At 57.0% G+C, this 14476-nt stretch carries 13 protein-coding genes; 11 read left to right on the top strand and 2 right to left on the bottom strand.

Annotation, left to right across the window (positions count from 1 at the left end):
- The first annotated feature begins 4 nt into the window (after positions 1–4).
- The 3 genes from dnaN to gyrB are packed head-to-tail and all read left to right on the top strand — an operon-like array spanning position 5 to position 4618.
- On the top strand, positions 5–1105 hold the full coding sequence (gene dnaN / locus CU081_RS03630; RefSeq protein WP_003861122.1) for a DNA polymerase III subunit beta: 1101 nt from the start codon (positions 5–7) through the stop codon (positions 1103–1105).
- Positions 1105–2178, top strand: coding sequence for a DNA replication/repair protein RecF (gene recF / locus CU081_RS03625; protein WP_022646527.1), 1074 nt, complete (start codon positions 1105–1107; stop codon positions 2176–2178). The genes dnaN and recF overlap by 1 nt, the downstream gene beginning before the upstream one ends.
- Positions 2179–2206: 28 nt before the next feature.
- Entirely contained in the window at positions 2207–4618 is a 2412-nt protein-coding gene (gene gyrB, locus CU081_RS03620; RefSeq protein WP_003861119.1) for a DNA topoisomerase (ATP-hydrolyzing) subunit B, read from the top strand.
- A 33-nt stretch (positions 4619–4651) separates the two neighbouring features.
- On the opposite strand, the gene CU081_RS03615 is transcribed toward gyrB, so the two are convergent.
- Entirely contained in the window at positions 4652–5587 is a 936-nt protein-coding gene (locus CU081_RS03615; RefSeq protein ID WP_003861115.1) for a LysR family transcriptional regulator, read from the bottom strand.
- Between the two features lie 114 nt (positions 5588–5701).
- Between CU081_RS03615 and CU081_RS03610 the strand changes: the two genes are divergently transcribed.
- From CU081_RS03610 to CU081_RS03575, 8 genes are all read left to right on the top strand, one after another.
- A complete protein-coding gene (locus tag CU081_RS03610; RefSeq protein WP_022650084.1) occupies positions 5702–6727 on the top strand; it encodes a zinc-dependent alcohol dehydrogenase family protein in 1026 nt (341 codons plus the stop codon).
- Between the two features lie 113 nt (positions 6728–6840).
- A complete protein-coding gene (gene yidA, locus CU081_RS03605) occupies positions 6841–7653 on the top strand; it encodes a sugar-phosphatase (RefSeq protein ID WP_023295661.1) in 813 nt (270 codons plus the stop codon).
- A gap of 226 nt (positions 7654–7879) precedes the next feature.
- Complete coding sequence (gene dgoR, locus CU081_RS03600) at positions 7880–8569, top strand: D-galactonate utilization transcriptional regulator DgoR (protein ID WP_003861109.1); 690 nt, start codon at positions 7880–7882, stop codon at positions 8567–8569.
- Positions 8566–9444 carry a 2-dehydro-3-deoxygalactonokinase gene (locus CU081_RS03595; RefSeq protein ID WP_022650086.1) on the top strand — a complete coding sequence of 293 codons (879 nt, stop codon included), beginning with the start codon at positions 8566–8568 and terminating at the stop codon, positions 9442–9444. The genes dgoR and CU081_RS03595 overlap by 4 nt, the downstream gene beginning before the upstream one ends.
- Complete coding sequence (locus CU081_RS03590; protein WP_003861105.1) at positions 9428–10045, top strand: 2-dehydro-3-deoxy-6-phosphogalactonate aldolase; 618 nt, start codon at positions 9428–9430, stop codon at positions 10043–10045. Before CU081_RS03595 ends, CU081_RS03590 begins: the two co-directional genes overlap by 17 nt.
- Positions 10042–11190 (top strand): galactonate dehydratase, encoded by a 1149-nt coding sequence (dgoD, locus tag CU081_RS03585; RefSeq protein WP_022650087.1) that lies wholly within the window; start codon positions 10042–10044, stop codon positions 11188–11190. Before CU081_RS03590 ends, dgoD begins: the two co-directional genes overlap by 4 nt.
- Positions 11191–11370: 180 nt before the next feature.
- Complete coding sequence (locus CU081_RS03580; protein ID WP_015570129.1) at positions 11371–12708, top strand: MFS transporter; 1338 nt, start codon at positions 11371–11373, stop codon at positions 12706–12708.
- A gap of 51 nt (positions 12709–12759) precedes the next feature.
- Positions 12760–13989, top strand: a complete 1230-nt coding sequence (locus CU081_RS03575; RefSeq protein WP_022650088.1) for a DUF3748 domain-containing protein — start codon at positions 12760–12762, stop codon at positions 13987–13989.
- Here the strand turns inward: CU081_RS03575 and CU081_RS03570 are convergent.
- Positions 13986–14318, bottom strand: a complete 333-nt coding sequence (locus tag CU081_RS03570; protein ID WP_003861096.1) for a YceK/YidQ family lipoprotein — start codon at positions 14316–14318, stop codon at positions 13986–13988. The genes CU081_RS03575 and CU081_RS03570 overlap by 4 nt on opposite strands.
- Positions 14319–14476: the final 158 nt, after the last annotated feature.

Genomic DNA, 14476 nt, shown 5'->3' with positions numbered 1-14476 from the left:
CGCTATGAAATTTACCGTTGAACGTGAACATTTATTAAAACCGCTGCAACAGGTGAGTGGCCCATTAGGCGGCCGCCCTACGCTGCCTATTCTTGGAAACCTGCTGCTTCAGGTCGCGGACGGTACGCTGTCGCTGACCGGCACAGATCTGGAAATGGAAATGATCGCGCGCGTTACGCTGACTCAGCCGCACGACGCGGGCGCGACCACGGTTCCGGCACGTAAATTCTTTGATATTTGCCGTGGGCTGCCGGAAGGCGCTGAAATCGCCGTGCAGCTGGAGGGCGACCGCATGCTGGTGCGCTCTGGCCGCAGCCGTTTCTCCCTCTCCACGCTGCCCGCTGCGGACTTCCCGAACCTGGATGACTGGCAGAGCGAAGTTGAATTTACCCTGCCGCAGGCGACGATGAAGCGTCTGATTGAAGCCACGCAGTTCTCCATGGCGCATCAGGACGTTCGTTACTACTTAAACGGCATGCTGTTCGAAACCGAAGGTGAAGAGCTGCGTACCGTGGCGACCGACGGTCACCGTCTGGCGGTCTGTTCCATGCCGATTGGCGATTCACTGCCAAACCATTCGGTGATCGTACCGCGTAAAGGCGTAATTGAACTGATGCGCATGCTCGACGGCGGCGATACCCCACTGCGCGTGCAGATTGGCAGCAACAATATTCGTGCCCACGTGGGCGATTTTGTCTTCACATCGAAGCTGGTAGACGGTCGTTTCCCGGATTATCGCCGCGTATTGCCGAAGAATCCGGACAAAACGCTGGAGGCGGGTTGCGACATCCTCAAGCAGGCGTTTGCGCGTGCCGCTATTCTCTCGAACGAGAAATTCCGCGGCGTACGTCTGTACGTGAGTGAAAACCAGATCAAAATCACCGCCAACAACCCGGAGCAGGAAGAGGCAGAAGAGATACTGGACGTCACCTACGCCGGGGCTGAGATGGAAATCGGCTTCAACGTCAGCTACGTGCTGGATGTGCTGAATGCACTGAAATGCGAGAACGTTCGCATCCTGCTGACTGACTCCGTTTCGAGCGTACAGATTGAAGATGCCGCATCACAGTCGGCTGCTTATGTTGTCATGCCAATGAGACTGTAATGTCGCTCACCCGTCTGTTGATCCGCGACTTTCGCAATATCGAAAGCGCGGATCTCGCTTTATCCCCTGGCTTTAACTTCCTGGTTGGCGCGAACGGCAGCGGCAAAACCAGCGTGCTGGAAGCCATCTATACGCTCGGCCACGGCCGGGCGTTTCGCAGTTTGCAGATTGGTCGCGTGATTCGCCACGAACAGGATGCGTTTGTGCTGCATGGGCGTTTGCAGGGCGCAGAGCGGGAAACCGCCATCGGCCTGACCAAAGACAAGCAGGGCGACAGCAAGGTGCGCATCGACGGCACCGATGGCCACAAGGTGGCGGAGCTGGCGCTGCTGATGCCGATGCAGCTGATTACGCCCGAGGGGTTTACTTTACTCAACGGCGGCCCCAAATACAGAAGAGCGTTCCTCGACTGGGGATGCTTTCACAATGAAGCCGGTTTCTTTAACGCCTGGAGCAACCTGAAGCGTCTGCTTAAACAGCGTAACGCCGCATTGCGCCAGGTCACGCGCTACGCCCAGCTGCGTCCGTGGGACATGGAACTCATCCCTCTAGCGGAACAAATCAGCCGCTGGCGTGCCGAATACAGCGCAGGTATCGCCGAAGACATGGCCGACACCTGCAAACAGTTTTTACCCGAGTTCTCTCTCACCTTTTCTTTCCAGCGCGGCTGGGAGAAAGAGACGGATTATGCCGAGGTGTTAGAGAGAAGCTTCGAGCGCGACCGCATGCTGACCTACACCGCGCACGGCCCGCACAAGGCGGACTTCCGCATTCGTGCCGACGGTGCGCCGGTGGAAGACACGCTGTCGCGCGGGCAGCTGAAGCTCCTGATGTGTGCGCTGCGCCTGGCGCAGGGGGAGTTCCTCACCCGCGAAAGTGGGCGACGCTGCCTGTACCTGATAGATGATTTTGCCTCGGAACTTGACGACGCGCGGCGCGGGCTGCTTGCCAGCCGCCTGAAAGCCACGCAGTCGCAGGTTTTCGTCAGCGCCATTAGCGCTGAACACGTTATGGACATGTCGGACGAAAATTCGAAGATGTTTACCGTGGAAAAGGGTAAAATAACGGATTAACCCAAGTTGAAATGAGCGAGAAACGTTGATGTCGAATTCTTATGACTCCTCCAGTATCAAAGTCCTGAAAGGGCTGGATGCGGTGCGTAAGCGCCCGGGTATGTATATCGGCGACACGGATGACGGCACCGGTCTGCACCACATGGTATTCGAGGTGGTAGATAACGCTATCGACGAAGCGCTCGCGGGTCACTGTAAAGACATCGTGGTCACGATCCATGCGGACAACTCCGTGTCCGTTACCGATGACGGCCGTGGCATCCCAACCGGTATTCACCCGGAAGAGGGCGTATCTGCTGCGGAAGTGATCATGACCGTTCTGCACGCAGGCGGTAAGTTCGATGATAACTCCTATAAAGTTTCCGGCGGTCTGCACGGCGTAGGCGTATCCGTAGTAAACGCCCTGTCGCAGAAGCTGGAGCTGGTTATCCAGCGCGAAGGCAAAATTCACCGTCAGATCTACCAGCACGGCGTGCCTGAAGCGCCGCTGGCCGTCACGGGCGATACCGAGAAAACCGGTACCATGGTGCGTTTCTGGCCGAGCCTTGAAACCTTCACCAACGTCACCGAATTCGAGTACGACATTCTGGCGAAACGCCTGCGTGAACTGTCGTTCCTGAACTCCGGCGTGTCGATTCGTCTGCGCGACAAACGCGACAACAAAGAAGACCACTTCCATTACGAAGGTGGTATCAAGGCGTTCGTTGAGTATCTGAACAAGAACAAAACGCCAATTCACCCGAATATCTTCTACTTCTCTACTGAAAAAGACGGTATCGGCGTGGAAGTGGCCTTGCAGTGGAACGACGGTTTCCAGGAAAACATTTACTGCTTCACCAACAACATTCCACAGCGCGACGGCGGTACGCACCTTGCGGGCTTCCGCGCGGCGATGACCCGTACCCTGAACGCTTACATGGACAAAGAAGGCTACAGTAAAAAAGCGAAAGTCAGCGCCACCGGTGACGATGCCCGTGAAGGCCTGATTGCCGTGGTCTCCGTGAAGGTGCCGGATCCGAAGTTCTCCTCACAGACCAAAGACAAGCTGGTCTCTTCTGAGGTGAAATCGGCGGTTGAACAGCAGATGAACGAACTGCTGAGCGAATACCTGCTGGAAAACCCGTCCGACGCGAAAATCGTGGTGGGTAAAATTATCGATGCGGCGCGTGCCCGTGAAGCGGCGCGTAAAGCGCGTGAAATGACCCGTCGTAAAGGCGCGCTGGACCTGGCAGGCCTGCCGGGCAAACTGGCTGACTGTCAGGAACGCGACCCGGCGCTGTCTGAACTGTACCTTGTGGAAGGGGACTCCGCGGGCGGTTCTGCAAAGCAGGGCCGTAACCGCAAGAACCAGGCGATTCTGCCGCTGAAGGGTAAAATCCTCAACGTTGAGAAAGCGCGCTTCGACAAGATGCTCTCTTCTCAGGAAGTGGCGACGCTCATCACCGCGCTCGGCTGCGGCATTGGTCGCGACGAGTACAACCCGGACAAACTGCGTTATCACAGCATCATCATCATGACCGATGCGGACGTCGACGGCTCGCACATCCGTACGCTGCTGTTGACCTTCTTCTATCGTCAGATGCCGGAAATCGTTGAGCGCGGCCACGTCTACATTGCGCAGCCACCGCTGTACAAGGTGAAAAAAGGCAAGCAGGAACAGTACATTAAAGATGACGACGCGATGGATCAGTACCAAATCGCGATCGCCCTTGATGGTGCGACCCTGCACGCAAACTCCAGCGCGCCAGCGCTGGCCGGTGAGCCGCTGGAGCGTCTGGTCTCCGAGTTCAACGCCACGCAGAAAATGATTGGCCGTATGGAGCGTCGCTATCCGAAAGCGCTGCTGAAAGAGCTGATTTACCAGCCGACCCTGACCGAAGCCGATCTGAGCAACGAGCAGACCGTCACCCGCTGGGTGAACACCCTGGTGAGCGAGCTGAACGAGAAAGAGCAGCACGGCAGCCAGTGGAAGTTCGACGTTCAGCAGAACGCTGAGCAGCAGTTCGAGCCGATCGTCCGCGTGCGTACCCACGGCGTCGATACCGACTACCCGCTGGAGCACGAGTTTGTTACCGGTCCGGAATACCGCCGTATCTGCACCCTGGGCGAGAAGCTGCGCGGTCTGATCGAAGACGATGCGTTCATCGAACGTGGCGAGCGCCGTCAGCCGGTGGCAAGCTTCGAGCAGGCGCTGGAATGGCTGGTGAAAGAGTCCCGTCGCGGCCTCTCTATTCAGCGTTATAAAGGTCTGGGCGAAATGAACCCGGATCAGCTGTGGGAAACCACCATGGATCCGGAAAGCCGCCGCATGCTGCGCGTTACCGTTAAAGACGCGATTGCAGCGGATCAGCTGTTCACGACCCTGATGGGCGATGCGGTTGAACCACGTCGCGCCTTCATCGAAGAGAACGCCCTGAAGGCGGCGAATATCGATATTTAATCGTCGCTTTACGACAACATAACTGGCCGCGCTTTAGCGCGGCTTTTTTATGGACGCAGGAAACTCCAGCGACATCACTGCCGGTAAACGTTTGACCAGCATATCTATGGCAATTCTTACCCTTAGCGGCAGGTGTGGCGTCTGCTGCCAGACGGCATGAACGTCGAAGCGTACATCCGGGGCCTGCTTAAAGAGCGGGACAAGATTTCCCTGATGAATTTCTTTGATGACCATCCAGCAGGGTAACCATGCAATACCGTGGCCGGCCAGCGCCGCGTCGCAGATCGCCTGCAAATCATCCATATTGAGGGATGAGCGGGGAATAAACGTGCGCGACGTGCCATCGTAATCCATCAGCTGCCAGGGTAAGACTCTGCCCGCACGCGTGTAGTTAATGGCCGTATACTGGCGTAAATCATCAACGCTTTGCGGCTGGCCATTCTTAATCAGATAATCCGGCGCGGCACACAGAACCATTCGGTGCACTCCCAGCCTTCTGGCGACCAGCACGGCGCTGTCAGCCAGGGTGCCATTGCGCACCGCCATATCAAACCCTTCTTCCACAAGATCCACGATGCGGTCGCTAAAGGACATTTCAAGCTCAAGCCCGGGATGCTCCTGCGCCAGCTCTATTAGCAGCGGGGCGATACACTGGCGACCAAACAGCACCGGCATGGCAACACGCAGCCGACCGCTGACCTGATGTTTTCCGGTTTCAAGCTGCGATTCAGCGCCACGGATCTCTTCCAGCGCGCGCAGGCAGCGTTCATAAAAAAGCGCGCCGTTATCGGTCAGCCTCTGGCTGCGGGTGGTCCGATGAAACAGACGAACCCCCAGCCTCTCTTCAAGACGAGCAATGCTTTTTCCTACCGCCGAGCGCGACAAATGCAGACGGACGGCGGCCTGGGCAAAACTTCCTGCCTCAACGGAGGCAACGAAAACGGGAATATCTTTCAGCGTATCGGTCATGGACGAATTGTATCAATTTGGTCATCAATGAAGGGAAAACTTATCGCCACTGGTGACGCTGAGTCAACGGTAGACTGTCAGAACTGAACAATCATCTGATGACAGGAGAAAAAAATGACAGCAACAATGCAACGCTGGTCAATGGATGCCCTTGGTCGTGAAAGCCTCAGGCTCGTTCAGGAGCCTGTTCCACAGCCAGGCCCGGGTGAGGTCCGCGTACGGGTAAATGCCGTTGCGCTCAACTACCGGGATAAAATGGTGATTGAAGGCACGATGCCGATTCCGCTTTCCTTCCCGTTTACCCCAGCATCTGACATGGCAGGCGTGGTGGACAGCATCGGTGAAGGCGTTACGCGTTTCAAACCCGGCGCACGCGTCATCTCAACCTTCTTCCCGGAATGGATCGACGGCAAGCCGCAGGCAGTCGCGCGCGATTTGCCCTATAAAACGTCCGGTGGATACTTCCAGGGCATGCTGGCCGAATATGTGATTGTGAGTGAAAACGCGCTGGTGGCGTCCCCGGAAAGCCTGGATGACGCTGAGGCCAGTACGCTTCCTTGCGCGGGGCTTACCGCATGGTTCGCGCTGGTGGAGCGCGGTCATTTACGCGCCGGGCAATCGGTGCTGGTACAAGGGACGGGCGGTGTGGCGCTATTCGCTTTGCAGATAGCAAAAGCGCACGGCGCAGAGGTGTTTGTCTCCTCGGGAAGTGATGAAAAACTGGCGCGGGCCAAAAAGCTGGGGGCCAGCCAGGGCATCAACCGACTGAAAGGCGACTGGGCTGAAAATACGCTGGCACTGACGCAGGATCGCGGCATCGACCATATTATCGAAACCGTGGGTGGGGAGAACCTGAGACATTCCCTGCGCGCCGTTGCCGTTCATGGGCGGATATCGGTCATTGGCGTGCTGGCCGGGACAGAAATTTCTCTGCCTGCAAGCGAGCTGTTGCTGAAATCCCCCGTCATTCAGGGGATTGGGGTTGGACACCGCCGGGCGCTGGAAGATTTTGTCCGTGCTGTTGATGTCACGGAGTTAAAACCGGTGATTGAGCATCGCTACCGCTTTGACGAGCTGGAACAGGCGCTTGAGCATCTGGATCGCGGTGCGTTTGGCAAAATCGTTCTCACCCGCGAGTGAGTTCCCGTTCCCGGAATAAACGTAAAAGGGGCTTTTTGTTGCGCAAGGTAGCTCTATTTTTGTGTGCTTAATCGCGTTAGCATGAGGTAGCACTCATTTATCCCGGGGACCCCATGGCCATCAAACTCATTGCAATCGATATGGACGGCACGCTGCTGCTGCCAGACCACACTATCTCTCCTGCCGTTAAAAATGCGATCGCCGCCGCACGCGAAAAAGGCGTGAACGTGGTGCTCACCACCGGACGCCCGTATGCCGGGGTGCACAGTTACCTGAAAGAGCTGCACATGAACCAGCCTGGTGATTACTGCATCACCTATAACGGCGCGCTGGTGCAAAAGGCAGCCGATGGCAGCACGGTGGCGCAAACGGCACTGAGCTATGATGACTACCGGTTCCTGGAAAAACTCTCCCGCGACGTGGGCTCTCACTTCCACGCGCTAGATCGCAATACGCTTTACACCGCCAACCGCGATATCAGCTACTACACGGTGCACGAGTCCTACGTTGCAACCATTCCACTGGTGTTCTGTGAAGCGGAGAAAATGGATCCGGCGACACAGTTCCTGAAAGTGATGATGATTGATGAACCTGCGGTTCTCGACAAAGCCATTTCACGCATTCCGGCTGAGGTAAAAGAGAAATACACCGTACTGAAAAGTGCGCCGTACTTCCTCGAAATCCTCGATAAACGCGTCAATAAAGGCACGGGCGTCAAATCGCTTGCCGATGCGCTGGGCATCAAGCCTGAGGAGATCATGGCGCTGGGCGACCAGGAAAACGATATTGCGATGATCGAATATGCAGGCATGGGCGTGGCGATGGATAACGCCATCCCGTCGGTAAAAGAAGTGGCGAACTTCGTGACCAAATCTAACCTGGAAGACGGCGTTGCCTGGGCGATCGAGAAATTTGTCCTCTCCTAGCAGCTGTCTGTAATCATCAGCCTCGGTTATCTACCGGGGCTTTTTTTGACCCTGAATTTATCGAATTGTTCTTTTTGTGATCTGGATTGTAGTACAACATTAACTGATTGTACTACATTGTCACCACGGCAAAGACGAAAGGCCTCACGTTTGTACTGCAAAAGTGAGGCGAAATTCAGCGGTCGCGGTAAAGTAGTGATGGACTTACAGAGCACAAGGACTCTCCATGACACTCAATAAAACCGATCGCATTGTCATCACGCTGGGCACTCAGATTGTGGGTGGCAAATACGTTCCCGGTTCGCCGCTGCCAGCAGAGGCGGAACTGTGCGAGGAGTTTGAAACCTCGCGCAACATCATCCGGGAAGTGTTCCGCTCGCTGATGGCGAAGCGGCTAATTGAAATGAAGCGCTATCGCGGCGCGTTTGTGGCGCCGCGTAACCAGTGGAACTACCTCGATACCGATGTTCTGCAATGGGTACTGGAAAACGACTACGACCCACGGCTTATCGGCGCGATGAGCGAAGTCCGAAATCTGGTGGAACCGGCCATTGCCCGCTGGGCGGCTGAGCGCGCAACGTCAGGTGACCTGGCACAGATTGAGTCGGCTTTAAACGACATGATCGCCAATAACCAGAATCGGGAGGCGTTCAACGAGGCGGACATTCGCTACCACGAGGCGGTATTGCAGTCGGTGCATAACCCGGTGTTACAGCAGCTTAGCGTGGCGATCAGCTCGCTACAGCGAGCAGTATTTGAACGTACCTGGATGGGCGATGAGGCCAACATGCCGAAAACGCTTCAGGAACATAAAGCGCTGTTCGATGCGATACGGCATCAGGACGGCGATGCGGCAGAGCAGGCGGCGCTGACCATGATCGCCAGCTCGACACGAAGGTTGAAGGAAATCACATGACATCACGCTACATCGCAATTGACTGGGGATCGACCAATCTGCGCGCCTGGCTCTACCAGGGTGAGCAGTGCCTGGAACGCAGGCAATCAGAAGCAGGTGTGACGCGCCTGAACGGTAAATCCCCAGCAGCGGTGTTAGCAGAGGTGACACAAAACTGGCGCGACGGTACTACGCCAGTGGTGATGGCCGGAATGGTCGGCAGTAACGTAGGCTGGAAGGTTGCGCCTTATCTGTCGGTTCCGGTGCATTTCACTGCCGTTGGCGAGCAGTTAACGTCCGTTGGCGACAATGTCTGGATTATCCCCGGTTTATGCGTCTCTCGCGACGATAACCATAACGTGATGCGCGGTGAAGAGACGCAACTGCTCGGGGCGCGCACGCTTTCTCCTTCTTCTGTCTACGTCATGCCCGGGACGCACTGCAAATGGGTCCAGGCGGATGCTGAGCAAATTCATGACTTTCGCACCGTAATGACCGGCGAATTGCACCACTTGCTGCTTAAGCACTCGCTGGTGGGGGCCGGTTTGCCGGAGCAGACCCCTTCGCCGGAAGCGTTTGCCGCCGGGCTGGAGCGCGGGATCGCATCCCCTGCCGTTTTGCCGCAACTTTTTGAGGTTCGCGCCTCGCACGTGCTGGGAAATCTTCCGCGCGAACAGGTCAGCGAATTTCTGTCCGGCCTGCTGATTGGCGCAGAGGTCGCCACCCTGAGCGACGCGTTCGCCGGGCAGCAGGCCATCACGCTCGTCGCGGGTTCATCGCTGACGTCTCGTTACCGCCAGGCGTTCCACGCTATCGGACGGGATGTTGCTGCGGTGGAAGGCGACACGGCATTTCAGGCAGGCATAAGGAGCATCGCTCATGCAGTGGCAAACTGAACTTCCCCTGATCGCGATTTTGCGCGGTATCACGCCCGGTGAGGCCTTAGCGCACGTTGGCGCGGTGATCGACGCCGGGTTCGACGCGGTGGAAATCCCGCTCAACTCCCCGGAGTGGGAAAAAAGCATTCCGGCAATTGTGAAGGCGTTTGGTGATAAGGCGCTGATTGGCGCTGGTACCGTATTACAGCCGGAGCAGGTGGATGAACTGGCGAAGATGGGCTGCAAGCTTATCGTCACACCGAATATCAACCCCGAGGTGATCCGCCGGGCGGTGGAGTACGGCATGACCGTTTGCCCGGGTTGCGCCACGGCTACAGAAGCCTTTGCCGCCCTCGATGCAGGCGCACAGTCTCTCAAAATTTTCCCGTCGTCGGCCTTTGGTCCGGATTACATCAAAGCGCTGAAAGCGGTCTTACCCGCCAGCGTGCCGGTCTTTGCCGTGGGCGGCGTCACGCCGGAAAACCTGGTGCAGTGGATAAAAGCGGGCTGTGTGGGCGCCGGGCTGGGCAGCGATCTCTATCGTGCCGGACAGCCCGTTGAGCGTACCGCACAGCAGGCGGCAGCATTTGTGAAAGCGTATCGAGAGGCAGTGCAATGAAAATAACCAAACTCACCACGTACCGTTTACCCCCGCGTTGGATGTTCCTGAAAATCGAAACCGACGAAGGCGTGGTTGGCTGGGGCGAGCCGGTGATTGAAGGCCGTGCGCGCACCGTTGAAGCCGCGGTTCACGAGCTGGGCGAATACCTGATTGGCCAGGATCCGGCGCGCATCAACGACCTGTGGCAGGTCATGTACCGGGCGGGATTTTACCGTGGCGGTCCGATCCTGATGAGCGCCATCGCCGGTATTGATCAGGCGCTGTGGGATATCAAAGGCAAAGTGCTGAATGCCCCGGTCTGGCAATTAATGGGCGGCCTGGTGCGCGACAAAATCAAAGCCTACAGCTGGGTGGGCGGTGACCGCCCTGCGGAAGTGATCGACGGTATCCGGCAACTGCGCAACATCGGTTTTGACACCTTCAAACTCAACGGCTGCGAAGAGATGGGCGTTATCGACAACTCGCGCGCGGTAGGCCGGGCGGTGAATACCGTGGCGCAAATCCGCGAGGCTTTCGGCAACGAGATTGAGTTTGGCCTGGATTTCCACGGCCGCGTTAGCGCGCCAATGGCCAAAGTGCTGATTAAAGAGCTGGAGCCGTATCGCCCGCTGTTTATCGAAGAGCCGGTGCTGGCCGAGCAGGCGGAATACTATCCAAAACTGGCTGAACAGACCCATATTCCTATCGCCGCGGGTGAGCGTATGTTCTCGCGCTTCGAGTTCAAACGCGTGCTGGAAGCGGGCGGCATTGCGATCCTGCAACCGGACCTCTCCCACGCGGGTGGCATCACCGAATGCTACAAAATTGCCGGAATGGCAGAAGCCTACGATGTGGCGCTGGCCCCGCACTGTCCGCTTGGGCCAATTGCGCTGGCGGCCTGCCTGCACGTCGACTTCGTCTCGCGCAATGCGGTGTTCCAGGAACAAAGCATGGGCATTCACTATAACAAGGGCGCGGAGCTGCTCGACTTTGTGAAAAACAAGGAAGACTTCAGCATGGAAGGCGGTTTCTTTAAACCGTTAACGAAGCCGGGCCTTGGCGTGGAGATCGACGAAGCCAAAGTCATTGAGCTGAGTAAAAGTGCGCCGGACTGGCGTAACCCACTGTGGCGTCATGAAGACGGTTCCGTAGCCGAGTGGTAAATGCGCGTCATACTTCGCGCTGGTGATGCGTTGGCTGCGTTTTCTTACCCCGGTCACATACTTTTGTATGCTCCCGGGGATGCGAAAACTTGCCGCCTTCCCCCAGCACAAATTATTTAGCGCATTCCGTTTACGTTTTTAATTAAAAAAAACAAATACACCCTCTGTAAACTACAGGGCATGGTGAGCGGCTTCGCTATGCCCAAAATCTGGAGACAGATTGCGATGGATATTCCAGTTACTGCTGCAAAAACCGGGCGTCGTCGTTACCTGACGCTTATCATGATCTTTATTACCGTGGTCATCTGTTATGTCGACCGCGCCAACCTTGCCGTGGCATCGGCTCATATTCAGGAAGAGTTTGGCATCACCAAAGCGGAAATGGGCTACGTCTTCTCGGCGTTTGCCTGGCTGTATACGCTCTGCCAGATCCCGGGTGGCTGGTTCCTTGACCGCGTGGGGTCGCGTCTGACCTACTTTATCGCTATTTTTGGCTGGTCCGTGGCGACCCTGTTCCAGGGCTTCGCCACCGGGCTGATGTCACTGATTGGCCTGCGCGCCATCACCGGGGTGTTTGAAGCGCCCGCGTTTCCGACCAACAACCGCATGGTGACCAGCTGGTTCCCGGAACACGAACGCGCTTCCGCTGTTGGTTTTTACACCTCCGGGCAGTTTGTTGGCCTGGCATTTCTGACGCCGCTGTTAATCTGGATCCAGGAGCTACTGAGCTGGCACTGGGTGTTCATCGTCACCGGCGGGATCGGCATTATCTGGTCGTTAATCTGGTTTAAGGTCTATCAGCCGCCGCGCCTGACCAAAAGCATCACCAAAGCCGAACTGGACTACATCCGCGACGGCGGTGGCCTGGTGGACGGCGATGCGCCCGTGAAAAAAGAGGCGCGCCAGCCGCTGACCAGAGCGGACTGGAAGCTGGTCTTCCACCGTAAGCTGGTGGGCGTATATCTGGGCCAGTTCGCGGTGACTTCCACGCTGTGGTTCTTCCTCACCTGGTTCCCGAACTATCTGACCCAGGAAAAAGGGATTACCGCGCTGAAGGCGGGCTTTATGACCACCGTACCCTTCCTTGCGGCGTTTTTCGGCGTCCTGCTCTCGGGCTGGCTGGCGGACAAACTGGTGAAAAAAGGCTTCTCACTGGGCGTTGCGCGTAAAACGCCTATTATCTGCGGCCTACTGATCTCTACCTGCATCATGGGAGCGAACTACACCAACGATCCGGTGTGGATCATGACCTTGATGGCGGTAGCGTTCTTCGGGAACGGTTTTGCCTCCATCACCTGGTCGCTGGTGTCGTCGCTGGCGCCGATGCGTCTGATTGGCCTGACCGGCGGCGTGTTTAACTTCGTTGGCGGCCTGGGCGGGATCACCGTGCCGCTGGTCATCGGTTACCTGGCGCAGGACTACGGCTTTGGTCCGGCGCTGGTGTATATCTCTGCCGTGGCGCTGATCGGGGCGCTCTCCTACATCCTGCTGGTCGGCGACGTGAAACGAGTAGGCTAATCCCTTCGGATGTTTTACCCTGATGCGATAACCGCGCATCAGGGTATTTTCATGAAACAAATCACCTTCGCTTCCCGCAACCACCAGCTCACCAACATCAACACCTGGACGCCAGACAGCCAGTGGCTTGTCTATGATGTCCGCCCGTCCGGCGCGTCGTTTACCGGTGAAACCATTGAGCGGGTCAATGTTAGTACGGGCGAGGTTGAGGCGATCTACCGTGCGACTGACGGCGCGCATGTTGGCGTGGTAACCGTTCATCCGGCGCAGGACAAATATGTTTTTATCCACGGCCCGAAAAACCCGGATGCAGACTGGCAGTATGATTTTCACCATCGTCAGGGGGTGATTGCGCACAATGGTCAGGTGAGCAATCTTGATGCGATGGATATCACTGCGCCTTACACGGCAGGTGCGCTGCGTGGCGGCACCCACGTTCACGTTTTTAGCCCGAACGGGCAGTTCGTCAGCTTTACCTATAACGACCATGTGCTGCACGCGCGCGATCCGCAGCTGGATTTGCGTAACGTCGGGGTGGCGGCGCCTTGTGGTCCGGTAAACCCACAGGGGAACCATCCGCGGGAATATGCCGGAACCTTCTGGAGCGTACTGGTAAGCCGGACAACGCCGAACCCGAAACCGGGCAGCGATGAGATCAACCGCGCCTATGAAGAGGGCTGGGTGGGCAACGACAGGCTGGCGTTTATCGGCGATACGGTGTCTGCGAAAGGCGAGAAAGTGCCCGAACTGTTTATTGTCAATCTTCCCAAAGACGAGCAGGGCTGGAAACGAGCGGGCGATGCGCCGTTGCAGGGAACGCCGGATACAATGCCCGCGCCGCCTGCGGGCGTCATGCAACGCCGCCTTACCTTCACCCATCAGAAGGCGTATCCGGGGCTGGTGAACGTGCCGCGCCACTGGGTGCGCAGCAATCCACAGGGGACGCAGGTCGCGTTTTTAATGCGGGACGATAACGGCGTTGTGCAGCTGTGGCTTATCTCCCCTGAGGGCGGCGAGCCGCGCCAGCTGACCCACACTGAGCGTGATATTCAGTCGGCTTTTAACTGGCATCCTTCTGGCCGCACACTTGGGTTTGTGCTCGAAAGCCGTATTGCCTGCTGCGATGCGCAGACCGGTGAGGTGACGTTTTTGACCTCCGATCACGGCAATCCGCCGTCTGCTGACGCTGTGGTGTTTTCCCCGGACGGACGATTTATTACATGGATGGAAGAGAAGGACGGTTTCCGCCAGCTGTGGCTAACGGAAACCGCACAGAATTAGCGTGGAGGCATCGCTGCGGGCGGGATGACGGAGTTGGTTGCCAGCGTCTCCTGCTCGCTTTTCTCAACGCGCGAACGCACTGAGCTGTCGGTGCGGAACATATCCCACGGCAGCAAAAGCGTATCGGCAACCGCCGTAAACGGCATATCAAGAATCGCCAGAGATTTGGTACCCCAGTTTGTCTCATCATCAGAGATCATTGCGGCACTGGCGCGCGTCCCCGGATATGTTCCTTCTTTACCGCCGGTGTGCGACATCACGCTCGAACACCCGCAAAGTAAAACAACCCCGCTGAACGTCGCCAGCTTAATCAGAACATTTCTCATCATCACTCAGTCATCATTAGTAGCACGGCATTGACCTGCAACTCAGGGTTATAGCGAGGCGCGTCCAAAATGGATAGCTCCAAACTCCCGCACTGTGGTCGCCATCGCAATTTAACCCTTTGTGCTGTGCCCCTGAGTCTATGCGACAACCAGCAAAGTGC

Source organism: Enterobacter sp. CRENT-193, assembly GCF_002787395.1.
In the GTDB taxonomy this organism is placed as follows: Bacteria; Pseudomonadota; Gammaproteobacteria; order Enterobacterales; family Enterobacteriaceae; genus Enterobacter; species Enterobacter hormaechei_C.
This window is presented reverse-complemented; position numbering and strand designations above follow the sequence as displayed.